Source organism: Allobosea sp. Leaf344, from assembly GCF_001426225.1.
GTDB lineage: Bacteria > Pseudomonadota > Alphaproteobacteria > Rhizobiales > Beijerinckiaceae > Allobosea.
Genome location: NZ_LMRT01000014.1, coordinates 1,069,854 through 1,089,449 on the forward strand (window position 1 = coordinate 1,069,854; position 19,596 = coordinate 1,089,449).

The following is a 19,596-nucleotide window of genomic DNA, read 5'->3' on the forward strand; positions in this document are numbered from 1 at the left end:
CCGCCATTCACAAACGAAATCGCCCGGCGCGGCCGTTCATCCCGCCGCGCCGATGGGAACGCCGAAGATCCAGCCTTCGCCGGGCGGCATATCGGCAGGGGTGTCGAAGCTACCCGCCCGTCCCGCCAGAGCGCGCAGGGCGGCGGCGGCGATCAGCGCATCGCCCTCGTCTTCCGAGCGTGGAGCCCGCGCCACCGGCTCGCTGCCATAGGCGGCCAAAGCCGCATTGAGATTGGCCTCCTCCCGCATCGCCGGCTTCAGCCCGTGCAGCAGCGGGAACAGCCGCGGGAAGATCTCGACCACGACGCTCCGCTGCGGACTCGCGGGGTCGAAGGGCCAGATGGCGATCCGCTCCGCGAGCGGGCCGGCCCTGAGCGCCCGCAGCATGCGCATGCCGGCGATCGAGGCCGGGCCGACCTGCGCCGCACCCACCGCGTTGAACACGCTCTGCGGGGTCGCGTGCTTGATCGCGGCGGCGCGCAGCTCGGTCTGCCTGAGGGCGCGCGCGCTGTAGCGGGAGCCCCTGTGCCGGGCGCCGTTGACGAGATCGGCATGCTCGGCCCGCGGCTGCGCGAAGAACCGGCCGCCATAGAAATTCTCGTCCTCGGCGCAGCAGGCCTCGGCGTAATCCCAGTCGAAGGCGCCGAGGCCATGGGGAAAGCCGAAGGAGAAATCCAGCCCGATCAGGCAGCGCTCCTGCGCGCAGCTGCGCTCGATCAGGGCCAGCACCCCGCGTCGCGACCAGCGGCCGCCGGGCCCGTCGCCCGCCAGCAGGGCCGGTGCCGCAGGACCCGGCCGCGCCTCTGCGACCTGGATCCCGGGGGCGAAGCGGCGGCGGTCGCCGGACCAGTCGATGCCGATGAAGCGCGCGAACATCAGCCGCCGCGCTCCTCCCTGAGCTTCGCCCAATATTCCAGCCGCTTGCGGATCTCGCGCTCGAAGCCGCGCTCCGGCGGGTCGTAGAACGACTGGCGCCCGAGCGCGTCCGGCCAGTAATTCTGTCCGGAGAAGGCGTCCGGCGCGTCATGATCATAGGCGTAGTCCGCGCCATAGCCCTCCTGCTTCATCAGCCTGGTCGGCGCGTTCAGGATGGTCTTGGGCGGCATCAGCGAGCCACCCTCCTTGGCCGCCCGGACAGCCGCCTTATAGGCGCTGTAGGCCGCGTTGGATTTGGGCGCGGTGGCGAGATAGATCACGGTATTCGCCAGAGCGAGTTCGCCTTCCGGCGAGCCGAGCTGCTCATAGGTCTCGGCCGCGGCACGGGCATGGACCAGCGCCTGCGGATCGGCGAGGCCGATATCCTCCACCGCCATCCGCACCAGCCGCCGGGCCAAGAAGCGCGGATCCTCGCCGGCATCGAGCATGCGGGCGAAGTAATAGAGCGCCGCGTCGGGGTCCGATCCCCTGATCGTCTTGTGGAGCGCCGAGATCAGGTTGTAGTGCCCGTCCTGCGCCTTGTCGTAGATCGGCGCGCGGCGCTGGATCACCTCGGCCAGCCCCGCCTCGTCGAAGATCTCCTCGGGGCCCGCCGCCCGCCAGATCTCCTCCGCCAGCGTCAGCACCGCCCGGCCATCGCCATCGGCGAAGCGCGCCAGCGCCAGCCGCGCCTCCGGGGTCAGCGGCAGGCTCCTGTTCTCGAGGAGTTCGGCGCGCCCGAGCAGAAAGAGCAGCGAGCCCTCGTCGAGCGCCTTGAAGGTCAGCACCCGGGCCCGCGACAGCAGCGCCGCATTGAGCGCGAAGGACGGATTTTCGGTGGTGGCGCCGACCAGAGTGATGGTGCCGTCCTCCATCACCGGCAGGAAGGCGTCGAGCTGGGCGCGGTTGAAGCGGTGGATCTCGTCGACGAAGAGCAAGGTGCCCTTGCCGCCGAGCCTGCGCCCCCGCGCGCCCTCGAACACCTTCTTCAGATCGGCGATGCCGGAGAAGATCGCGCTGATCTGCTCGAAGCCGAGATCCGTCGCCCCGGCCAGCAGCCGCGCCACCGTGGTCTTGCCGGTGCCGGGCGGCCCCCAGAAAATCAGGCTGCCGAGCGTGCCCGAGCGCACCAGCCGGGTCAGCGCCCCGTCCGGCCCCGTCAGATGCTCCTGCCCCGCCACCTCCTGCAGCGTCGTCGGCCGCAGCCGGTCGGCCAGCGGGCGCGGGCCGGATTTGTCGAGGCCGGAGGCGGAGAAGAGATCGCTCACCCCGGGAAGACCGAGGTGATCGTCTGGCCGCCGCGCGAGATGGTGATTTCCCAGGCGCGCTTGCGCTCGCTGACCGCAGCCTGCACATCCCTGGAGGTCGCCATGCGCTCGCCGTTCAGCGCGACGATGATGTCGCCCTTCTTGAAGCCGACCCGCGCCGCGGCGCTGCCCTCCTCGAGATCGCCGACCACGACGCCTTCCGTGCCGGCGTCGATCGAGAGCTCCTCGGCCAGCGCCGGCGACAGGTTCATGACGGTCGCCCCCGCCAAAGGCGAGCGCGCGCTGATCACCATGGGCTCGCGCGGCCGCGTTTCCGGCGCCGGGATCAGTTTGACCGGCAGGACCAGCCGGCGCCCGCTGCGCAAGATGGTCAGCGAGGCCGTGCCGCCGATCGGGCGTGTCGCGAAGCGGTAGCCAAAGGCCTCGGGATCGTCGACGCCGATCCCGTCGACGGACAGGATCACGTCGGAGCGCCGCAGCCCCGCCTCCGCCGCCGGGCCCTTCTCGACGACGCTCGCCACGACGGAGCCGGCCGGCCGGTCGAGGCCGAGCCCATCCGCCACCTCGGTCGTCAGAGCCTGCAGCCTGGCACCGAACCAGGGCCGGCGCACCGTAGTGGCGCCGGCCTTGGCGCTCTCGACCACGACCCGCACCATGGCGGCGGGAATGGCGAAGCCGATGCCATGGCTGCCGCCCGAGCGCGAGAAGATCGCGGTGTTGATGCCGATCAGCCGGCCCTGCATGTCGACCAGCGCGCCACCGGAATTGCCCGGGTTGATGGCGGCATCGGTCTGGATGAAGGATTGCGCGTCGCCGACGCCGACCTGCGTCCGCGCCAGGGCCGAGACGATGCCCTGCGTCACGGTCTGGCCGACGCCGAAGGGGTTGCCGATCGCGAGCACGAGGTCGCCGACTTCGAGTCGATCGGAATCCCCGAGCTCCAGCGCCTTGAGATCCCTGGTGTTGCTGAGCTTGAGCACCGCGAGATCGGTACGCGGATCGCGCAGCAGGATCGTCGCCTCGACCTCGCGCTTGTCGGCGAAGGCGATGCGGACCTCGCTCATGCCCTCGATGACGTGGTTGTTGGTGACGACCAGCCCCGAGACATCGACCACCACCCCGGAGCCGAGCGAGCGCTGCACCCGTTCCTGCGGCACGCCGAAACCGCCATCGCCGAAGAAGCGGCGGAAGAACGGATCGTCCATGAAAGGGTTCTGCGGCCGCCGCTCGACCCGCGCCCCATAGACGTTGACGACGCTGCCGGCGCTCTGGCGCACGATCGGCGCGAAGGACAGAGCCATCTGCTCGCGCGATTGCGGGACGGCGGGGATCGGCTGCGCGATGACGGGCGCCGACGCCGCGGCCAGGGCCAGCATGGCCCCGGCGAGCCATGGCGCGCGGCTCATGATCGTCTTCCGCTGCATCCTGGCGTCTCCTCTGCGACCGGCTCGATTCGAGGCGAGAGATAAGCCGCTGCCCGAGCGATTGCCAGCGCCGCGCGGGACAGCCGGCGCGCGCTCTATTTGTCCTGCAGCAGCAGGCGGTATTTCTCGATCTCGGCCGGCACCATCCGCGCCACGAAAGCCGGCGTCATCTCCTCCTGGGACGGCACCACCGAGGACAGGGCCTTGAACCGGTCCTGCAGGGTCGGGCTCGCCAGGGCCGTACGCAAGGCGGCGTTGAGCCTGGCGATGACCGGCTCCGGCGTGTTCTTCGGCACGAAGATCGCGTTCCAGCCCTGGGCCTGGAAGGCGGGCAGCCCGGCCTCGGCCGCGGTCGGGACATTGGGCAGGCTCTCCAGCCGCGTCGGCGTCGCAACCGCCAGCGCCCTCACCTTCTCCGCCTGCACGGCACCCGAAAGCGATGTCGCGGCGTCGCAGACCCCGTCGATCTGCCCGCCCATCAGATCGTTCAGCGCCGGCCCGGCGCCGCGATAGCTGACCAGGGCGACATCGACCCCGGCGGCCTTGATGAAGTTCCGGCAGATCAGATAATTCGACGATCCCACGCCGGCATGGCCGAGGCTGATCTTGCCCGGATTGGCCTTGGCGTAGCTGACGAACTCCGCCAGCGTCTTGGCCGGGAAATCGAGCTTCAGCGCGATCATCGGCGAGGTCTTGGCGACGAGGCCCACCGGCGCGAAATCGGCCTGGGTATATTTCAGATCGGGATAGATCGTGTAGGAGGCGGCATTGGTCCCGCTATTGCCGATGACGATGGTGTAGCCGTCCGGCTCGGCCCGCGCCGCCCGCGACAGGGCCGTCGCCCCGCCGGCCCCGCCCATGTTCTCCATGACGATGCGCTGACCCAGCGCGCGCCCCATTTCCTCGCCGACCAGCCGCGCGATGACGTCGGATGAGCCGCCGGCCGCGAAGGGCACGATCATGGTGATGGTCTTGGCCGGATACTCCTGCGCGACGGCGGGACCTGCGGCCGCGAGCGCCAGGCTCGTCGCCAGGACCAGTCCCAATCTCCTGATGTTCCCGATCATCGGCAGCGCCCCCAATGGATGGATGCGAAGCCTAGTCGCGATGCCTTGCGCTGCAAAGGCATCCTGCGCGCCGTCCCGCGCGAAATCGCGACCTGCCGAAACGAGAAAGGGCGGCCCGAGAGCCGCCCTTTTTGCAAACACTGATTTGCGAGGGGGCTCAGGCCGCCTCGTCTTCCGCGGTGAAGACCGGGCCGGAATCCTTGCCCTTGGCGTCGACATCGCGATCGACGAACTCGATCACGGCGAGCGGGGCGTTGTCGCCGAAGCGGAAGCCGGCCTTCATGATGCGGAGATAGCCGCCATTGCGCTCCTTATAGCGCGGGCCGAGCACGGCGAAGAGCTTGCCGACCAGAGCCACGTCCTTGATCTGCGCGATCGCCTGGCGGCGGGCATGCAGGTCGCCGCGCTTGGCGAGGGTGATCAGCTTCTCGACGACCGGACGCAGGTCCTTGGCCTTCGGCAGCGTGGTGGTGATCTGCTCATGCTTGATCAGCGCCTGAGACATGTTGGCGAACATCGCCTTGCGATGCTCGACCGAGCGGTTGAAACGACGACCGCGGAAACCGTGACGCATTTTGGCTCTCCATTGATTCTACGGCCGCCGTGCCACGGAACGGCCGTCCATTGTGATTGGGCGCTCAGCGAGCGGCGCGCGGCGAAGGAGAGAGATCCCATTCGCCACTCGCCACTCGCCGTCTCAGTAATGCTCCTCGAAGCGCTTCGCGAGCTCTTCGATGTTCTCCGGCGGCCAGCCGGTGACGTCCATGCCGAGATGCAGGCCCATGGTGGCGAGCACTTCCTTGATCTCGTTCAGCGACTTGCGGCCGAAATTGGGGGTGCGCAGCATCTCGCCCTCCGACTTCTGGATGAGGTCGCCGATATAGACGATGTTGTCGTTCTTCAGGCAATTCGCCGAACGCACCGACAGCTCGAGTTCGTCGACCTTCTTGAGCAGCGCCGGGTTGAAGGGCAGCTGCGGCGCGGTCGAGACGGCCTCTTCCTTGCGCGGCTCCTCGAAGGTGATGAAGACGGCGAGCTGGTCCTGCAGGATGCGGGCGGCGAGCGCCAGCGCGTCCTCGGGGGAGACCGAGCCATTGGTCTCGATCTGCATGGTCAGCATGTCGCGATCGAGGTTCTGGCCCTCGCGCGTGTTCTCGACGCGGTAGGAGACCTTCTTGACCGGCGAGTACAGGCTGTCCACCGGGATCAGGCCGATCGGCGCGTCTTCCGGACGGTTCTGCTCGGAGGGCACATAGCCCTTGCCGGTGTTGACGGTGAATTCCATCCGGATCTCGGCGCCCTCGTCCAGCGTGCAGAGCACGAGGTCGGGGTTCAGGATCGAGACGTCGCCGATGGTGTTGATGTCGCCGGCGGTGACGACGCCGGGGCCGGTCTTGCGCAGGGTCATGCGCTTGGGACCCTCGCCCTGCATCTTCACGGCGATCGCCTTGATGTTCAGAACGATGTCGGTGACATCCTCGCGAACACCCGGGATCGAGGAGAATTCATGCAGCACGCCGTCGATCTGGACGGCGGTGACGGCGGCGCCCTGCAACGAGGAGAGCAGAACGCGGCGCAGCGCGTTGCCGAGCGTCATGCCGAAGCCGCGCTCCAGCGGGCGCGCCACGACGGTGGCCAGACGCTTCGGGTCGTCGCCGACCTTGACCTCGAGCTTGTTGGGCTTGGACAAATCCTGCCAATTCTTGCTGATCACGACCGCACTCCTGGTGCTTGAATTCAATGGCGGCGGCGGGCCGCCCCGGACAGGCGCCCACCGGTGCGGGCGCCTCGAGAGGGATCAGGCGTCAGACGCGACGGCGCTTGCGCGGCCGGCAGCCATTATGCGGGATCGGCGTCACGTCGCGGATCGAGGTCACGGTGAAGCCGGCGGCCTGCAGGGCGCGGAGAGCCGATTCACGGCCCGAACCCGGACCCGTCACCTCGACCTCGAGCGTGCGCATGCCGTGCTCGGCGGCCTTGCGAGCGGCGTCCTCGGCGGCGACCTGCGCGGCATAGGGGGTCGATTTGCGCGAGCCCTTGAAGCCCATCGTGCCGGCCGACGACCAGGAGATGGTGTTGCCCTGCGCGTCGGTGATGGTGATCATGGTGTTGTTGAACGAGGCGTTCACATGGGCGACGCCGGAGACGATGTTCTTGCGTTCGCGACGACGGACGCGTTGGGCTTCCTTGGCCATGGTCTTTCAATCCTTCAGGCGCGCCCGTGATGCCAGGCGCTGGGGAGAATGAGGCGATCGGCGATCGGCAGCCGGCAGTCGAAGCGACTGCCCACTGCCCCCGCCTGTTGCCGTTCTTACTTCTTCTTGCCGGCGATCGGCTTGGACTTGCCCTTGCGGGTGCGCGCATTGGTGTGCGTGCGCTGGCCGCGGACCGGCAGCGAGCGGCGATGGCGCAGGCCGCGATAGCAGCCGAGATCCATCAGGCGCTTGATGTTCATCGAGACTTCGCGACGCAGATCGCCCTCGACCAGATAGTCGCGGTCGATCGTCTCGCGGATCTGCAGGACTTCGGCGTCGGTCAGCTGGTTGACCCGGCGCTCATCGGCGATGCCGACCTTCTCGCAGATTTCCTTGGCCTTCTGGGCGCCGATGCCGTGGATGTACTGCAAGCCGATGACGACGCGCTTGCCGGTGGGAATATTGACGCCTGCGATACGAGCCATACTCTCGTCTCCATGTCGGCCGCTGCGCCAGGGGCACGAACGGCGGTGAAAATTGCTCCGCGCCGGTGGAGGCCGGCCCTTGCGGAACGTCGGGTCGCTTCCATACGGGAATGCGACGCCGTGCCTTCTCGCGAAGGTATCGGCATCGCTGCATGAAACCGGATGCGCGGTCGTTAGTGGGTTTGCCGAGGCCTGTCAACCGAGTCGCGGTTGCTAAATGCGGCAGTTCGAGGATTCGATATCAGGGACTTAGCCCGAGGCGCTCGATCTTCGGTTGCACGGCCGGGACGAGAGACCGCCTCCAGATGGACCTAGCGAAGCTGGCCCCGCCCCTTCGGCGGCGCCTCGCCTTCCATGTCGCCTGATCGCCCGGAGGGGCACGCCCGGTCGCAGCCGGCCGCGTAAGCGCTGGCCTCAGCCCGCCAGCGCCTTCTCGATCGCCGCCGTCACCGCATCGACAGGCTGCATCCCGTCGATCGCGATCAGCTGGCCGCGCTTCTCGTAATAGGGCGCGACCACCGCCGTATCGCGGTTATAGGCCTCGAGCCGGACCTTGAAGACCTCCGGATCATCGTCCTTGCGGACAGGCTGCCCCGCCGCCCTCGCCTCGTCGGCGCGCTTGACGATGCGCTCGACCAGCCTGCTCTGGTCGACCTTCAGCTCGAGCACGGTGTCGAGCTTCAGCCCCTTGCTTTCGAGCATCTCGTCCAGCGCCTGGGCCTGCGCCAGCGTCCGCGGGAAGCCGTCGAGGATGAAGCCCTTGCGGGCATCCGCCTCCTCGATCCGGTCGGCGACGATGCCGATGACGATCTCGTCCGAGACCAGCCCGCCCGCATCCATCACGGCCTTCGCCTTGACCCCGACCGGAGTGCCGGCCGCGACGGCCGCGCGCAGCATGTCGCCGGTCGAGAGCTGCGGGATGCCGTGCTTCTCGACGATGCGAGCAGCCTGAGTGCCCTTGCCCGCCCCCGGCGGGCCCAGGAATATCAATCGCATCAGCGTTTCGCCCCTCGCAGCTTGGCCTTCTTCACCAGCCCCTCATATTGATGGGCCAGCAAATGTCCGTGGACTTGCGCCACGGTGTCCATGGTGGTCGTCACCACGATCAGCAGCGACGTTCCGCCCAGAAGAATGATCGGGATCTGGGCATAGGTGATCATGAACTCCGGGATAAGGCAGACGATAGTCAAATAGCCCGCGCCCAGCACGGTGATCCGCGTCAGCACCCGGTCGATATGCTCGGCGGTGCGCTCGCCGGGGCGGATGCCGGGCATGAACCCGCCATGCTTCTTGAGGTTGTCGGCCGTCTCCGTCGGGTTGAAGACGATCGCCGTGTAGAAGAAGCAGAAGAAGATGATCAGCGCCGCGTAGAGGATCATGAAGAGCGGCCGGCCATGGGCGAGATAGGTCGCGACGGTCGACAGGAAGCCGGTGCCTCCCGAAGCCTGCGAAAAGCTCGCGATCGTCGTCGGCAGCAGCAGCAGCGAGGAGGCGAAGATCGGCGGGATCACGCCGGAGGTGTTGAGCTTCAGCGGCAGGAACGAGGTCTGCCCCTCATACATCCGGTTGCCGACCTGGCGCTTGGGATAGTTGATCAGCAGCCGGCGCTGGGCGCGCTCCATGAACACGCAGAAGGCGATGACGCAGATCGCCATTACCAGGATCAGCAGCAGCAGCCCGGTCGAGATCGCGCCTTGGCGGCCGAGTTCGAGCGTCTGCGCCAGCTGCGACGGGAACTCCGCGATGATGCCCGCGAAGATGATCATCGAGGTGCCGTTGCCGATGCCGCGGCTGGTGATCTGCTCGCCCAGCCAGAGCAGGAACATCGTGCCGCCGACCAAAGTGATGGTCGTCGAGAGCAGGAAGAACGGTCCCGGCTCCAGCACCAGATTGCCCGAGCCCTGCAGGCCGACGCCGATGCCATAGGCCTGGAAGATCGCCAGGAACAGGGTGAGGTAGCGGGTATATTGGTTGAGCACCTTGCGGCCCTGCTCGCCCTCCTTCTTCAGCGCCTCGAAGGTCGGCACGACGCTCGAGAGCAGCTGGATGATGATCGAGGCCGAGATATACGGCATGATCGCCAGGGCGAAGATCGCGAGGCGGCCGACGGCGCCGCCGGAAAACATGTTGAACAGGCCGAGCACGCCGGATTGCGTCTGCTTGAACAGATCGGCGACCGCCTCGGGGTTCATGCCCGGCAGCGGGATATAGGTCCCGATCCGGTAGATGATCAGCGCACCCAGAGTGAACCAGATCCGCTTCTTCAGCTCGTCTGCCTTGGCGAAAGCGCCGAAGTTCAGATTTGCCGCAAGCTGTTCAGCCGCCGATGCCATGCGTCCGGTCCTTGGATCCTGAATACGTTCTCGAGCAGGGCGCAATCCGGCGCCACGCTGCGCGGATGCCGGCACCCTGCCCTGAAAAAGAGCAGTTCAACAGTCGAACGGCGGCCAGGGCTTCTGGCCCGGCCGCCGTTCGCAGACTCTATCTAGGCGTCCGTGTCACGCCTGTGAAGCGGCAGCCAGAATCTTGACCGAGCCGCCGGCCTTCTCGATCGCGGCCACGGCGGATTTCGACGCGCCGGCCACCTCGAAGGCGAGCTTGGCGGTCAATTCGCCGACGCCCAGGATCTTGACGCCGTCCTTGGCCTGGCGCGTGATCACCCCCGCGGCGACCAGCGCCTCGATGGTGACGGCGCCGTTGGCATCGAGCTTGCCGGCCTCGACCGCCTGCTGGATGCGCCCGAGATTGACCTCGTTCAGATCCTTGGCGAAGAGGTTGTTGAAGCCGCGCTTCGGCAGGCGACGATACAGCGGCATCTGGCCGCCTTCGAAGCCCTTCACCGCGACGCCGGCACGGGCCTTCTGACCCTTGACGCCACGGCCGCCGGTCTTGCCCTTGCCGGAGCCGATACCGCGGCCGACCCGGATGCGCGACTTGTGCGCGCCTTCATTGTCACGAATATCCGTGAGTTTCATCGATCTGATCCCCTCACTTCGCGTCGACGACGCGCACGAGGTGCCTGACCTTGTCGATCATGCCCCGCACGGCCGGCGTGTCGACCAGGGTCGACTGGCGGCGAATCTTGTTCAGGCCGAGACCGATCAGGGTCTGGCGCTGGGATGCCTCGCGGCGGATCGGCGAACCGATCTGCTCGATGACGACGGTCTTTTCGGATTGTGCCATGATGCCACCCTCACGCTTCGGCCGCGGCATCGGCACCCGCATCGCGACGGCGCGTCTGCAGGGCGGAGACCTTCAGGGACCGGCGCGCGGCGACGCCGCGCGGGCTGTCCTCGTTCTTCAGCGCGTCGAAGGTCGCGCGGACGAGGTTGTAGGGGTTCGACGAGCCGAGCGACTTCGACACGACGTCCTGCATGCCGACCGCCTCGAAGACGGCGCGCATCGGGCCGCCGGCGATGATGCCGGTACCGGCCGGGGCGGCGCGCAGCACGACCTTGCCGGCGCCGTGGCGGCCCTGCACGTCGTGATGGAGGGTCCGGCCCTCGCGCAGCGGGATGCGCACCAGGCCGCGCTTGGCGGCTTCCGTCGCCTTGCGGATCGCCTCGGGCACTTCCCGGGCCTTGCCGTGGCCGAAGCCGACGCGGCCCTTCTGGTCGCCGACGACGACGAGCGCCGCGAAGCCGAAGCGACGCCCGCCCTTCACCACCTTGGCGACACGGTTGATGTGGACCAGCCGGTCCACGAATTCGGAATCGCGCTCTTCGCGATCCTGGCGGTCACGAGGTTCTCTCGCCATGGTCAATCCTCTTACTTGCGCGGCAAACGGCCGCTCGCTCGAGCTGGAATGGGCGAATGGCGAATGGCGAATAGAGACTATTCGCTACTCGCCATTCGCCACTCGTCGGTGGATCAGAAGTTCAAACCGCCCTCGCGGGCAGCCTCGGCCAGCGCCTTGACGCGGCCGTGATACATGTAGGAGCCGCGGTCGAAGACCACGTCCTTGACGCCGGCCTTGACGGCGCGCTCGGCGATCAGCTTGCCGATCGTGCTGGCGGCCTCGACATTCGCGCCCGACTTCAGGTCGCCGCGGATGTCCTTGTCCAGCGACGAGGCGGAGGCGAGGGTCACGCCCTTCACATCGTCGATGACCTGGGCGTAGATCTGCTTGCCGGTGCGATGCACCGACAGGCGGGCGCGGCCATTGGCGACCGCCTTGATGGCGCGGCGGACACGAGCCCGGCGGCGCGCAGTGTTGTCTGTCTGCTTGCTCATGGCTGGCGTCCTTACTTCTTCTTCCCTTCCTTGCGGAAGATGAACTCGCCGGCATATTTGACGCCCTTGCCCTTATAGGGCTCGGGACCGCGATAGTCGCGGATCTCGGCGGCGGTCTGGCCGACCACCTGCTTGTCGATGCCGGAGATGACGATTTCGGTCGGCTTCGGCGTGACGATCGCGATCCCTTCCGGGATGGCGTAGTCGATGTCGTGGCTGTAGCCGAGCGACAGCTTGAGCACCTTGCCGGTGACGGCGGCCTTGTAGCCGACGCCGTTGATTTCGAGCTTCTTCTCGAAGCCGGCGGTGGTGCCGGTCACGAGATTGGCGATGCGGGCGCGCGAGGTGCCCCAGAGCGAGCGCGCACGCTTGCTCTGCGAGCGCGGCTGCACGGCGATGGCGCCGTCCTCCATGGCGACCGACACGTCGTCGGGAACCGTGAAGGACATCTCGCCCTTCGCACCCTTGATCTTGACCAGCTGGCCGGCGACGTTGGCGGTGACGCCAGCGGGAACCGGGACTGGCTTCTTTCCGATACGAGACATTGGATCTCTCCTGAAATGAGCGGCGCGGAAGGTCAGAAGACCTTGCAGAGCACTTCGCCGCCCACGTTCTGCTCGCGGGCAAGATGATCGGGCATCACACCCTTCGGCGTCGAGATGATCGTCACGCCCAGGCCATCGGCCACGCGGGGCATCGTCTCGACGGAAGAGTAGACGCGGCGGCCGGGCTTGGACACACGCGAGATCGACCGGATGACCGGCTGTCCCTCGTGATACTTCAGCTCGATGTCGAACTCGGTCCGGCCATTGCCGAACTCGGTCTGGGTGTAGCCGCGGATGTAGCCCTCGGACTGGAGCACGTCGAGCACGCGGGCCCGCAGCTTCGAACCGGGCGTCGAAACGCGCGACTTGCGCCGCATCTGCGCATTGCGGATGCGGGTCAGCATATCTCCAAGCGGATCAATGATCGCCATGATGCGTCCTCCTCACCAGCTCGACTTGACGAGGCCGGGAACCAGCCCCTTGTTGCCGAGCTCGCGCAGAGCAACGCGCGACATCTTCAGCTTGCGATAGAAGGCGCGCGGGCGCCCCGTGACTTCGCAGCGGTTGCGCACCCGGTTCGGCGCCGAGTTGCGCGGCAGTTCGGCCAGCTTGAGGCGAGCGAGGAAGCGCTCGTCCATGGACTGGCTTTCGTCATTGGCGATCGCGAGAAGGCGGGCGCGCTTGCCGGCGAATTGCTTCACCAGCTTCCTGCGGCGCTCATTGTTCTCGACGGAGCTTTTCTTAGCCATCGATATCTCCTGGTTTCCGCGTATGAGCGGTAAGGCTCACTGCCGGAACGGGAAGTTGAAGTGCTTGAGCAAGGCGCGCGCCTCGTCGTCCGACTTCGCAGTCGTGCAGACGATCACGTCCATGCCCCACACGGAGTCGACCTTGTCGTAGTTGATCTCGGGGAACACGATGTGCTCCTTGATCCCGAGCGCGAAATTGCCGCGCCCGTCGAACGACTTCGGGTTGAGACCACGGAAGTCGCGCACGCGCGGCAAGGCGATGGTGACGAGCCGGTCGACGAACTCGAACATCTTGGTCTTGCGCAGCGTGACCTTGCAGCCCACCGCCATGTTCTCGCGCAGCTTGAAGCCGGCGATGGCGAGGCGGGACTTGGTGATGACCGGCTTCTGACCGGCGATCAGGGCGAGATCGCCGGCGGCGCTGTCGACCTTCTTGCGGTCGGCCGTGGCCTCGCCGACGCCCATGTTGATCACGATCTTCTCGATCGTCGGGACTTCCATGGCGTTCTTGTAGCCGAACTCGGCGATCATCGCGGGACGGACGACGTCCTCGTAATGCTTCTTCATGCGCGGCGTGAGCGCCGCCTGCTGGTTCTCAGCCATCGATCAGATCCCCCGAACGCTTGGCGAAACGGACCTTGCGACCGTCGTCGAGCACCTTGAAGCCGACGCGGGTGGGCTTGCCGTCCTTGGGATCGGCAACCGCAAGGTTCGACAGGTCGATGGTGGCCTCCTTGGAGATGATGCCGCCTTCGGACTGCTGCGAAGCCTTGGTGTGACGCTTCACCAGGTTCACGCCGCGAACCACCGCACGGGCGTCCTTCGGCATCACCTGGAGCACTTCGCCGGCCTTGCCCTTGTCGCGGCCGGCCAGCACGACGACCTTGTCGCCCTTCTTGATCTTCGCAGCCATCACAGCACCTCTGGCGCAAGCGAGATGATCTTCATGTGGTTCTTGGCGCGGAGCTCGCGCGGAACCGGTCCGAAGATGCGGGTGCCGACGGGCTCCTTCTGGTTGTTGATCAACACGGCCGCATTGCGGTCGAAGCGGATCACCGAACCATCGGCGCGCTTGACGTCCTTGGCGGTGCGAACGACGACCGCCTTCATGACGTCGCCCTTCTTCACGCGGCCGCGGGGAATGGCTTCCTTGATCGAAACGACGATGATGTCGCCAATGCGGGCATAGCGCCGCTTCGACCCGCCCAGAACCTTGATGCACATCACGCGACGGGCGCCGGAATTGTCCGCGACCTCGAGATTCGTCTGCACCTGGATCATGGCCTTGATCCTTCCATGTGTATCAGCGCGGTTTCCCGGCAGGCATCAGCGCCGCCGGGACTACGACTGACGGGGGTCGATCGCCCCCTGGCCTCAACGATGACTTACGCCTTGGGAGCGTTTTCGAGCACAACCCAGCTTTTCAGCTTGGAAATGGGCTTCGATTCCTCGATCCAGACCTGATCGCCGACCTTGGACACCATCGCCTCGTCATGGGCGTGGTAGTTCTTCGAGCGGCGAACCGTCTTCTTCAGGAGGGGGTGCGTATAGCGCCGCTCGACCTTGACCACAACTGTTTTATTCTGCTTGTCGCTGACGACGACGCCCTGCAGCACGCGCTTCGGCATGGTTGAAACTCCTCAGGCGCTCGCCGCGACGGTCTTGGACCGCTGCAGCGTCTTGATGCGGGCGATATCCTTGCGAACCTCGGTGACGCGCGAGGTGTTCTCGAGCTGGCCGGTGGCGCGCTGGAAACGCAGGTTGAACTGCTCCTTCTTCAGCTTCAGGAGTTCGTCCTGCAGCTGGTCGACGCTCATGACCTTCAGGTCGGACAGGCGTTGTGCGCTCTTCATGTCGTCCTCCCTTACTCGGCGATGCGCTGGATGAAGCGGGTCTTGATCGGCAGCTTGGCCGCACCGAGGCGCAGGGCCTCGCGCGCGATATCCTCGGGCACGCCGTCGAGCTCGAACATGATCCGGCCCGGCTTGACCTTGGCTGCCCAGAATTCAGGCGCGCCCTTGCCCTTGCCCATGCGGACTTCGGTCGGCTTCTTCGACACCGGCACGTCCGGGAAGATCCGGATCCAGACGCGGCCGGCGCGCTTCATGGCACGCGTGATCGCGCGGCGGGCCGCCTCGATCTGGCGGGCGGTGACGCGCTCCGGCATCAGCGCCTTCAGGCCGAACTGGCCGAAATTGAGGTCCGTGCCGCCCTTGGCGACGCCGGAGATGCGTCCCTTGAACTGCTTGCGGAACTTGGTTCGCTTTGGTTGCAACATGGCTCTTCTCGATCAGCCTTACGCGGCATGGTCGCGACGATGGCCACCGCCGGAGCGGCCGCCTTCATCCGACATGCGCTTGTCCTGGGCCATCGGGTCGTGCTCAAGGATTTCGCCCTTGAAGATCCAGACCTTGATGCCGCAGGTTCCATAGGTGGTGAATGCGGTGCCGACACCGTAATCCACATCGGCGCGCAGCGTGTGCAGCGGCACCCGCCCCTCGCGATACCATTCCAGGCGCGCGATTTCGGCGCCGCCGAGACGGCCCGAGCAGTTGATGCGGATGCCCTCGGCGCCCAGACGCATGGCCGATTGCACGGCCCGCTTCATGGCGCGGCGGAAGGCGACACGGCGCTCGAGCTGCTGCGCGATCGAATCGGCGACCAGCGTGGCGTCGATCTCGGGCTTGCGCACCTCGACGATGTTGATCGTCACATCGGCCTTGGTGAGCTTCATCACCGACTTGCGCAGCTTCTCGATATCGGCGCCCTTCTTGCCGATCACCACGCCCGGACGCGCCGAGTGGATGGTGACGCGGCACTTCTTGTGCGGGCGCTCGATGATGATCTTCGAGATCGCGGCCTGCTTCAGCATCTTCATGAGCGAGGCGCGGATCGCCATATCCTCATGCAGGAGCTTGCCGTACTCGCCCTTCTGGGCGAACCAGCGGGAGTCCCAGGTGCGGTTGATGCCGAGGCGAAGCCCGATCGGATTGATTTTCTGACCCATCGTTCTCTCCTCAGGCCTTGGCCGCGGCGACTTCGCGCACCACGATCGTGATGTTCGCGAACGGCTTCAGGATGCGGGCGCCACGGCCGCGGGCGCGGGCATGGAAACGCTTCATCACCAGGGCCTTGCCGACGAAGGCCTGGGCCACGACCAGATCGTCGACGTCGAGATCGTGATTGTTCTCGGCGTTGGCGATGGCGCTCTGCAGGCACTTGCGCACATCCAGCGAGATCCGCTTGCGCGAGAACTCGAGGTCGGCAAGAGCGGTCGAAACCTTCTTGCCGCGGATGAGCTGGGCGACCAGGTTCAGCTTCTGCGGGCTGACACGAAGGTTGCGGGCGACCGCGACGGCTTCGTTGTCAGGCAGCGCACGGGGGGCGGATGCTTTTCCCATGGCTTACTTCCTCTTCGCCTTCTTGTCGGCGGCGTGGCCGTGGAAGGTGCGGGTCGGCGAGAATTCGCCGAACTTGTGACCCACCATCTCCTCGGACACGGACACCGGCACATGCTTGTGGCCGTTGTAGACGCCGAACGTCAGACCGACGAACTGCGGAAGGATCGTGGAGCGACGGCTCCAGATCTTGATGACCTCGGACCGGCTCGCCGAACGGGCGACCTCGGCCTTTTTCAGAAGGTATCCGTCGACGAACGGACCTTTCCAAAGCGAACGCGCCATGACGGACCTCAGTTCTTCTTCTTGCGGGCGTGACGGCTCGACACGATGAACGTATCGGTCCGCTTGTTCGAGCGGGTCTTCTTGCCCTTGGTCGGCAGACCCCAGGGCGTGACCGGATGACGGCCGCCCGACGTGCGGCCTTCGCCGCCGCCATGCGGATGGTCGACCGGGTTCATCGAGACGCCGCGGTTATGCGGACGACGACCGAGCCAGCGCGAACGGCCAGCCTTGCCGTCGTTGCGGTTCATGTGGTCGGGGTTCGAGACCGCGCCCACGGTGGCGTAGCACAGGCCGCTGATCAGGCGCTGCTCGCCCGAGTTCAGGCGGACGATGACGTAACCCTGGTCGCGACCCACGATCTGGGCGTAGTTGCCGGCGGAGCGGGCGAGCGCGCCGCCCTTGCCGATCTTGAGCTCGACATTGTGGACGATCGTGCCGATCGGCATCGCGCTCATCGGCGAGGCGTTGCCGGGCTTGATGTCGACCTGCGGGCCCGAGATCACGCTGTCGCCGACGGCGAGGCGCTGCGGGGCCAGGATATAGGCCTGCTCGCCGTCGCTGTACTTGATCAGCGCGATGAAGGCGGAGCGGTTCGGATCATATTCGATCCGCTCGACCGTCGCCGGGATGCCGTCCTTGCCGCGGCGCTTGAAATCGATCAGGCGCAGCGTCCGCTTATGTCCACCGCCGCGGAAGCGGACGGTGATGCGGCCGAGATTGTTGCGGCCGCCCGAGGACGACTTGCCCTCGGTCAGCGCCTTGACCGGCTTGCCCTTGTAGAGCTCGCTGCGGTCTACGATCACGAGCTGGCGAAGGCTCGGCGTGATCGGCTTGAAACTTTTCAAAGCCATGATGACGATCCTTCCTTACAGGCCCGTGGTCACGTCGATGGAGTGACCTTCTTCGAGGGTCACGACCGCCTTCTTGACGTCGGCGCGCTGGCCGAGCCGCCCGCGGAAGACCTTCATCTTGCCCTCGGTCACCAGCGTGTTGACGCTCTTCACCTTGACGTCGAAGAGCTTCTCGATCGCGGCCTTGATCTGCGGCTTGGTCGCGGTCTTGGCGACCTTGAAGACGACCTTGTTGTGCTCGGAGAGCATCGTCGCCTTCTCGGTGATCACCGGTCCGCGGATCACGTCGTAGTGGCGCGGGTCCATGGTCTTGGCCTGGCTCATGAGAAGCGCGCCTCCAGCGCATCGACAGCCGCGCGCGTCAGGACGAGCTTGTCGCGGCGCAGGATGTCATAGACGTTGATGCCCTGGATCGGCAGGACGTCGACATTCGGGATCGAACGCGCGGCCAGGCCGAAATTCACATCGATCTCCGCGCCGCCGATCACCAGCGCGCTGGACAGCTCCAGCTTGCTGAAATGGCCGAGCAGCAGCTTGGTCTTCGGCTCGTTCAGCTTGGCATCGTCGATGACGATGATGCCGCCGTCCTTGGCCTTGGCCGAGAGCGCGTGGCGCAGGGCGAGCGCCCGGACCTTCTTGGGCAGATCGTGGGCATGGTCGCGCACGATCGGACCGAAGGCCTTGCCGCCGCCGCGGAACTGCGGAGCGGAAGCCGCGCCGTGGCGAGCGCCGCCGGTGCCCTTCTGCTTGTAGATCTTCTTGCGCGTCCGGTCGACCTCGGAACGGCCCTTCGACTTATGCGTGCCGGCACGGCGCTTGGCGAGCTGGTAGCGCACCATGCGGGCCAGGATGTCGGCGCGCGGCTCGAGGCCGAAGATCGCGTCGGAAAGCTCGACCGAACCGGCCGAGCCACCGTCGAGAGTGGTGATATCGAGCTTCATCACGCGTTCTCCTCAACCGTCTCGGCTGCGGGAGCCGGCGTTTCGCCGCCATTGACACGGAACTTGCCGGGGAGCGGGGCATCCTTCGGCAGGGCCCGCTTCACCGCGTCCCGCACATGGATCCAGCCGCCGGCATGGCCGGGGACGGCGCCTTCGACCAGGATCAGGCCGCGCTCGACATCCGTCTGGACGACGCGCAGGTTCTGCGTGGTGACGCGCTCGGTCCCGAGATGGCCGGGCATCTTCTTGTTCTTGAAGGTCTTGCCCGGGTCCTGGCGGCCACCGGTCGAACCGATCGAGCGGTGCGAGACCGAGACGCCGTGGGTGGCGCGCAGACCGCCGAAGTTCCAGCGCTTCATGCCGCCGGCGAAGCCCTTGCCGAGCGTCGTGCCGCTGACGTCGACGAACTGGCCGACGACGAAATGATCGGCCGTCAGCTCGGCGCCGACCGGGATCAGCGCGTCGTCGCTGACGCGGAATTCCACGACCTTGCGCTTCGGCTCGACCTTGGCGACGGCGAAATGGCCGCGCTCGGCCTTCGACACGTTCTTGACCTTGGCCAAGCCCGATCCGAGCTGCACGGCGACATAGCCGTTCTTCTCGATCGTGCGATGGGCGACGACCTGACAATTATCGAGCTTCAGCACGGTGACCGGGATATGTTCGCCGGCATCCGTGAAGATGCGGGTCATCCCGACTTTCTGTGCAATCACACCGGAACGCATCGGTGCACACCTTCCCTTGGGGTCATGTTCATCCCGCAGCGATGCGGGGACAGAGGACCCGGCTAAAAACGATTAGAGCTTGATTTCGACGTCGACGCCGGCGGCGAGATCGAGCTTCATGAGGGCGTCGACCGTCTGCGGGGTCGGGTCGACGATGTCGAGGACCCGCTTATGGGTCCGCATTTCGAACTGCTCGCGCGACTTCTTGTCGATGTGCGGCGAGCGGTTGACCGTGAACTTCTCGATGAGCGTGGGCAGCGGGATGGGACCGCGGACCTGGGCGCCAGTCCTCTTGGCCGTCGACACGATCTCGCGCGTCGAAGCGTCGAGAATGCGGTGGTCGAACGCCTTGAGGCGGATCCGGATGTTCTGACCGTTCATGGTCTTGTGTTCTCCGTGACGTGAGAAGGCAGGGGGCCGGAAGGACCCCTGCCCTCACGAAAACGCGTTACGCGATGATCGAGGCGACGACGCCGGCGCCGACGGTGCGGCCGCCTTCGCGGATGGCGAAGCGC

Annotated in this window: 31 protein-coding genes and 1 pseudogene; all 32 read right to left on the bottom strand. The window is 66.4% G+C overall.

The genetic code is table 11. The annotated features are described in order from the left end of the window. Positions 1–36: 36 nt before the first annotated feature. Positions 37–876, bottom strand: a complete 840-nt coding sequence (locus ASG72_RS16945) for a hypothetical protein (RefSeq protein ID WP_056714460.1) — start codon at positions 874–876, stop codon at positions 37–39. Beyond that, positions 876–2,183 carry a replication-associated recombination protein A gene (locus ASG72_RS16950; protein WP_056714463.1) on the bottom strand — a complete coding sequence of 436 codons (1,308 nt, stop codon included), beginning with the start codon at positions 2,181–2,183 and terminating at the stop codon, positions 876–878. Before ASG72_RS16950 ends, ASG72_RS16945 begins: the two co-directional genes overlap by 1 nt. Beyond that, a complete protein-coding gene (locus ASG72_RS16955; RefSeq protein ID WP_056714933.1) occupies positions 2,180–3,589 on the bottom strand; it encodes a Do family serine endopeptidase in 1,410 nt (469 codons plus the stop codon). The genes ASG72_RS16950 and ASG72_RS16955 overlap by 4 nt, the downstream gene beginning before the upstream one ends. 113 nt (positions 3,590–3,702) lie before the next feature. Continuing rightward, entirely contained in the window at positions 3,703–4,674 is a 972-nt protein-coding gene (locus tag ASG72_RS16960; protein ID WP_056714935.1) for a tripartite tricarboxylate transporter substrate-binding protein, read from the bottom strand. Positions 4,675–4,831: 157 nt separating this feature from the next. Beyond that, positions 4,832–5,248 (bottom strand): 50S ribosomal protein L17, encoded by a 417-nt coding sequence (gene rplQ, locus ASG72_RS16965; RefSeq protein ID WP_056714466.1) that lies wholly within the window; start codon positions 5,246–5,248, stop codon positions 4,832–4,834. A 123-nt stretch (positions 5,249–5,371) separates the two neighbouring features. Continuing rightward, the gene (locus ASG72_RS16970) at positions 5,372–6,388 is read right to left on the bottom strand and encodes a DNA-directed RNA polymerase subunit alpha (protein ID WP_056714469.1); all 1,017 of its coding nucleotides are present in this window, start codon (positions 6,386–6,388) and stop codon (positions 5,372–5,374) included. 91 nt (positions 6,389–6,479) lie between these two features. Continuing rightward, on the bottom strand, positions 6,480–6,869 hold the full coding sequence (gene rpsK / locus ASG72_RS16975; RefSeq protein ID WP_043237079.1) for a 30S ribosomal protein S11: 390 nt from the start codon (positions 6,867–6,869) through the stop codon (positions 6,480–6,482). A gap of 116 nt (positions 6,870–6,985) precedes the next feature. Beyond that, entirely contained in the window at positions 6,986–7,354 is a 369-nt protein-coding gene (gene rpsM, locus ASG72_RS16980) for a 30S ribosomal protein S13 (protein WP_056714473.1), read from the bottom strand. Between the two features lie 414 nt (positions 7,355–7,768). Then, positions 7,769–8,350, bottom strand: a complete 582-nt coding sequence (locus ASG72_RS16985) for an adenylate kinase (protein ID WP_056714475.1) — start codon at positions 8,348–8,350, stop codon at positions 7,769–7,771. Further along, on the bottom strand, positions 8,350–9,687 hold the full coding sequence (secY, locus tag ASG72_RS16990) for a preprotein translocase subunit SecY (RefSeq protein ID WP_056714478.1): 1,338 nt from the start codon (positions 9,685–9,687) through the stop codon (positions 8,350–8,352). The genes ASG72_RS16985 and secY overlap by 1 nt, the downstream gene beginning before the upstream one ends. A gap of 165 nt (positions 9,688–9,852) precedes the next feature. After that, a complete protein-coding gene (gene rplO, locus ASG72_RS16995; protein ID WP_056714481.1) occupies positions 9,853–10,329 on the bottom strand; it encodes a 50S ribosomal protein L15 in 477 nt (158 codons plus the stop codon). A gap of 13 nt (positions 10,330–10,342) precedes the next feature. Beyond that, a complete protein-coding gene (rpmD, locus tag ASG72_RS17000) occupies positions 10,343–10,537 on the bottom strand; it encodes a 50S ribosomal protein L30 (RefSeq protein WP_056714939.1) in 195 nt (64 codons plus the stop codon). A 10-nt stretch (positions 10,538–10,547) separates the two neighbouring features. Continuing rightward, the gene (gene rpsE, locus ASG72_RS17005) at positions 10,548–11,111 is read right to left on the bottom strand and encodes a 30S ribosomal protein S5 (protein ID WP_056714485.1); all 564 of its coding nucleotides are present in this window, start codon (positions 11,109–11,111) and stop codon (positions 10,548–10,550) included. A 113-nt stretch (positions 11,112–11,224) separates the two neighbouring features. Next, the gene (gene rplR / locus ASG72_RS17010) at positions 11,225–11,587 is read right to left on the bottom strand and encodes a 50S ribosomal protein L18 (protein WP_056714489.1); all 363 of its coding nucleotides are present in this window, start codon (positions 11,585–11,587) and stop codon (positions 11,225–11,227) included. Between the two features lie 11 nt (positions 11,588–11,598). Then, entirely contained in the window at positions 11,599–12,132 is a 534-nt protein-coding gene (gene rplF, locus ASG72_RS17015) for a 50S ribosomal protein L6 (RefSeq protein WP_056714492.1), read from the bottom strand. A gap of 32 nt (positions 12,133–12,164) precedes the next feature. Next, entirely contained in the window at positions 12,165–12,563 is a 399-nt protein-coding gene (gene rpsH / locus ASG72_RS17020) for a 30S ribosomal protein S8 (protein ID WP_056714496.1), read from the bottom strand. 12 nt (positions 12,564–12,575) lie between these two features. Further along, positions 12,576–12,881 (bottom strand): 30S ribosomal protein S14, encoded by a 306-nt coding sequence (gene rpsN / locus ASG72_RS17025; protein WP_056714500.1) that lies wholly within the window; start codon positions 12,879–12,881, stop codon positions 12,576–12,578. A gap of 36 nt (positions 12,882–12,917) precedes the next feature. Continuing rightward, positions 12,918–13,484 (bottom strand): 50S ribosomal protein L5, encoded by a 567-nt coding sequence (rplE, locus tag ASG72_RS17030; RefSeq protein WP_056714504.1) that lies wholly within the window; start codon positions 13,482–13,484, stop codon positions 12,918–12,920. Further along, positions 13,477–13,794 (bottom strand): 50S ribosomal protein L24, encoded by a 318-nt coding sequence (gene rplX / locus ASG72_RS17035; protein WP_056714507.1) that lies wholly within the window; start codon positions 13,792–13,794, stop codon positions 13,477–13,479. The genes rplE and rplX overlap by 8 nt, the downstream gene beginning before the upstream one ends. Beyond that, positions 13,794–14,162: a 50S ribosomal protein L14 gene (gene rplN / locus ASG72_RS17040; protein WP_054144259.1), complete on the bottom strand. Its 369-nt coding sequence runs from the start codon at positions 14,160–14,162 to the stop codon at positions 13,794–13,796. The genes rplX and rplN overlap by 1 nt, the downstream gene beginning before the upstream one ends. 104 nt (positions 14,163–14,266) lie before the next feature. Beyond that, the gene (gene rpsQ / locus ASG72_RS17045) at positions 14,267–14,509 is read right to left on the bottom strand and encodes a 30S ribosomal protein S17 (RefSeq protein ID WP_056714512.1); all 243 of its coding nucleotides are present in this window, start codon (positions 14,507–14,509) and stop codon (positions 14,267–14,269) included. Between the two features lie 12 nt (positions 14,510–14,521). Beyond that, positions 14,522–14,734 (bottom strand): 50S ribosomal protein L29, encoded by a 213-nt coding sequence (gene rpmC / locus ASG72_RS17050; protein ID WP_056714515.1) that lies wholly within the window; start codon positions 14,732–14,734, stop codon positions 14,522–14,524. A gap of 11 nt (positions 14,735–14,745) precedes the next feature. Continuing rightward, positions 14,746–15,159 carry a 50S ribosomal protein L16 gene (gene rplP / locus ASG72_RS17055; RefSeq protein ID WP_056714517.1) on the bottom strand — a complete coding sequence of 138 codons (414 nt, stop codon included), beginning with the start codon at positions 15,157–15,159 and terminating at the stop codon, positions 14,746–14,748. 18 nt (positions 15,160–15,177) lie between these two features. Further along, complete coding sequence (gene rpsC / locus ASG72_RS17060) at positions 15,178–15,888, bottom strand: 30S ribosomal protein S3 (protein ID WP_056714519.1); 711 nt, start codon at positions 15,886–15,888, stop codon at positions 15,178–15,180. A gap of 10 nt (positions 15,889–15,898) precedes the next feature. Further along, a complete protein-coding gene (rplV, locus tag ASG72_RS17065; protein ID WP_056714524.1) occupies positions 15,899–16,282 on the bottom strand; it encodes a 50S ribosomal protein L22 in 384 nt (127 codons plus the stop codon). A 3-nt stretch (positions 16,283–16,285) separates the two neighbouring features. After that, positions 16,286–16,564, bottom strand: a complete 279-nt coding sequence (rpsS, locus tag ASG72_RS17070; protein WP_056714527.1) for a 30S ribosomal protein S19 — start codon at positions 16,562–16,564, stop codon at positions 16,286–16,288. An 8-nt stretch (positions 16,565–16,572) separates the two neighbouring features. Next, the gene (gene rplB, locus ASG72_RS17075) at positions 16,573–17,415 is read right to left on the bottom strand and encodes a 50S ribosomal protein L2 (RefSeq protein WP_056714528.1); all 843 of its coding nucleotides are present in this window, start codon (positions 17,413–17,415) and stop codon (positions 16,573–16,575) included. Positions 17,416–17,430: 15 nt separating this feature from the next. Then, complete coding sequence (locus ASG72_RS17080) at positions 17,431–17,739, bottom strand: 50S ribosomal protein L23 (RefSeq protein ID WP_056714531.1); 309 nt, start codon at positions 17,737–17,739, stop codon at positions 17,431–17,433. Then, positions 17,736–18,356 carry a 50S ribosomal protein L4 gene (rplD, locus tag ASG72_RS17085; RefSeq protein ID WP_056714535.1) on the bottom strand — a complete coding sequence of 207 codons (621 nt, stop codon included), beginning with the start codon at positions 18,354–18,356 and terminating at the stop codon, positions 17,736–17,738. Before rplD ends, ASG72_RS17080 begins: the two co-directional genes overlap by 4 nt. Next, entirely contained in the window at positions 18,356–19,081 is a 726-nt protein-coding gene (gene rplC, locus ASG72_RS17090) for a 50S ribosomal protein L3 (RefSeq protein ID WP_056714539.1), read from the bottom strand. Before rplC ends, rplD begins: the two co-directional genes overlap by 1 nt. A 72-nt stretch (positions 19,082–19,153) precedes the next feature. Next, positions 19,154–19,462: a 30S ribosomal protein S10 gene (rpsJ, locus tag ASG72_RS17095; RefSeq protein ID WP_043237115.1), complete on the bottom strand. Its 309-nt coding sequence runs from the start codon at positions 19,460–19,462 to the stop codon at positions 19,154–19,156. A gap of 67 nt (positions 19,463–19,529) precedes the next feature. Continuing rightward, positions 19,530–19,596, bottom strand: a pseudogene (locus ASG72_RS21480) (elongation factor Tu); the annotation flags it as partial.

Excerpts from the sequence above, each read along its gene's own strand:
- ASG72_RS16945 (WP_056714460.1), bottom strand. The coding sequence starts at position 876 with ATGTTCGCGCGCTTCATCGGCATCGACTGGTCCGGCGACCGCCGCCGC.
- ASG72_RS16955 (WP_056714933.1), bottom strand. The coding sequence starts at position 3,589 with ATGAGCCGCGCGCCATGGCTCGCCGGGGCCATGCTGGCCCTGGCCGCG.
- ASG72_RS16960 (WP_056714935.1), bottom strand. The coding sequence starts at position 4,674 with ATGATCGGGAACATCAGGAGATTGGGACTGGTCCTGGCGACGAGCCTG.
- rplQ (WP_056714466.1), bottom strand. The coding sequence starts at position 5,248 with ATGCGTCACGGTTTCCGCGGTCGTCGTTTCAACCGCTCGGTCGAGCAT.
- rpsK (WP_043237079.1), bottom strand. The coding sequence starts at position 6,869 with ATGGCCAAGGAAGCCCAACGCGTCCGTCGTCGCGAACGCAAGAACATC.
- rpsM (WP_056714473.1), bottom strand. The coding sequence starts at position 7,354 with ATGGCTCGTATCGCAGGCGTCAATATTCCCACCGGCAAGCGCGTCGTC.
- ASG72_RS16985 (WP_056714475.1), bottom strand. The coding sequence starts at position 8,350 with ATGCGATTGATATTCCTGGGCCCGCCGGGGGCGGGCAAGGGCACTCAG.
- secY (WP_056714478.1), bottom strand. The coding sequence starts at position 9,687 with ATGGCATCGGCGGCTGAACAGCTTGCGGCAAATCTGAACTTCGGCGCT.
- rplO (WP_056714481.1), bottom strand. The coding sequence starts at position 10,329 with ATGAAACTCACGGATATTCGTGACAATGAAGGCGCGCACAAGTCGCGC.
- rpmD (WP_056714939.1), bottom strand. The coding sequence starts at position 10,537 with ATGGCACAATCCGAAAAGACCGTCGTCATCGAGCAGATCGGTTCGCCG.
- rpsE (WP_056714485.1), bottom strand. The coding sequence starts at position 11,111 with ATGGCGAGAGAACCTCGTGACCGCCAGGATCGCGAAGAGCGCGATTCC.
- rplR (WP_056714489.1), bottom strand. The coding sequence starts at position 11,587 with ATGAGCAAGCAGACAGACAACACTGCGCGCCGCCGGGCTCGTGTCCGC.
- rplF (WP_056714492.1), bottom strand. The coding sequence starts at position 12,132 with ATGTCTCGTATCGGAAAGAAGCCAGTCCCGGTTCCCGCTGGCGTCACC.
- rpsH (WP_056714496.1), bottom strand. The coding sequence starts at position 12,563 with ATGGCGATCATTGATCCGCTTGGAGATATGCTGACCCGCATCCGCAAT.
- rpsN (WP_056714500.1), bottom strand. The coding sequence starts at position 12,881 with ATGGCTAAGAAAAGCTCCGTCGAGAACAATGAGCGCCGCAGGAAGCTG.
- rplE (WP_056714504.1), bottom strand. The coding sequence starts at position 13,484 with ATGGCTGAGAACCAGCAGGCGGCGCTCACGCCGCGCATGAAGAAGCAT.
- rplX (WP_056714507.1), bottom strand. The coding sequence starts at position 13,794 with ATGGCTGCGAAGATCAAGAAGGGCGACAAGGTCGTCGTGCTGGCCGGC.
- rplN (WP_054144259.1), bottom strand. The coding sequence starts at position 14,162 with ATGATCCAGGTGCAGACGAATCTCGAGGTCGCGGACAATTCCGGCGCC.
- rpsQ (WP_056714512.1), bottom strand. The coding sequence starts at position 14,509 with ATGCCGAAGCGCGTGCTGCAGGGCGTCGTCGTCAGCGACAAGCAGAAT.
- rpmC (WP_056714515.1), bottom strand. The coding sequence starts at position 14,734 with ATGAAGAGCGCACAACGCCTGTCCGACCTGAAGGTCATGAGCGTCGAC.
- rplP (WP_056714517.1), bottom strand. The coding sequence starts at position 15,159 with ATGTTGCAACCAAAGCGAACCAAGTTCCGCAAGCAGTTCAAGGGACGC.
- rpsC (WP_056714519.1), bottom strand. The coding sequence starts at position 15,888 with ATGGGTCAGAAAATCAATCCGATCGGGCTTCGCCTCGGCATCAACCGC.
- rplV (WP_056714524.1), bottom strand. The coding sequence starts at position 16,282 with ATGGGAAAAGCATCCGCCCCCCGTGCGCTGCCTGACAACGAAGCCGTC.
- rpsS (WP_056714527.1), bottom strand. The coding sequence starts at position 16,564 with ATGGCGCGTTCGCTTTGGAAAGGTCCGTTCGTCGACGGATACCTTCTG.
- rplB (WP_056714528.1), bottom strand. The coding sequence starts at position 17,415 with ATGGCTTTGAAAAGTTTCAAGCCGATCACGCCGAGCCTTCGCCAGCTC.
- ASG72_RS17080 (WP_056714531.1), bottom strand. The coding sequence starts at position 17,739 with ATGAGCCAGGCCAAGACCATGGACCCGCGCCACTACGACGTGATCCGC.
- rplD (WP_056714535.1), bottom strand. The coding sequence starts at position 18,356 with ATGAAGCTCGATATCACCACTCTCGACGGTGGCTCGGCCGGTTCGGTC.
- rplC (WP_056714539.1), bottom strand. The coding sequence starts at position 19,081 with ATGCGTTCCGGTGTGATTGCACAGAAAGTCGGGATGACCCGCATCTTC.
- rpsJ (WP_043237115.1), bottom strand. The coding sequence starts at position 19,462 with ATGAACGGTCAGAACATCCGGATCCGCCTCAAGGCGTTCGACCACCGC.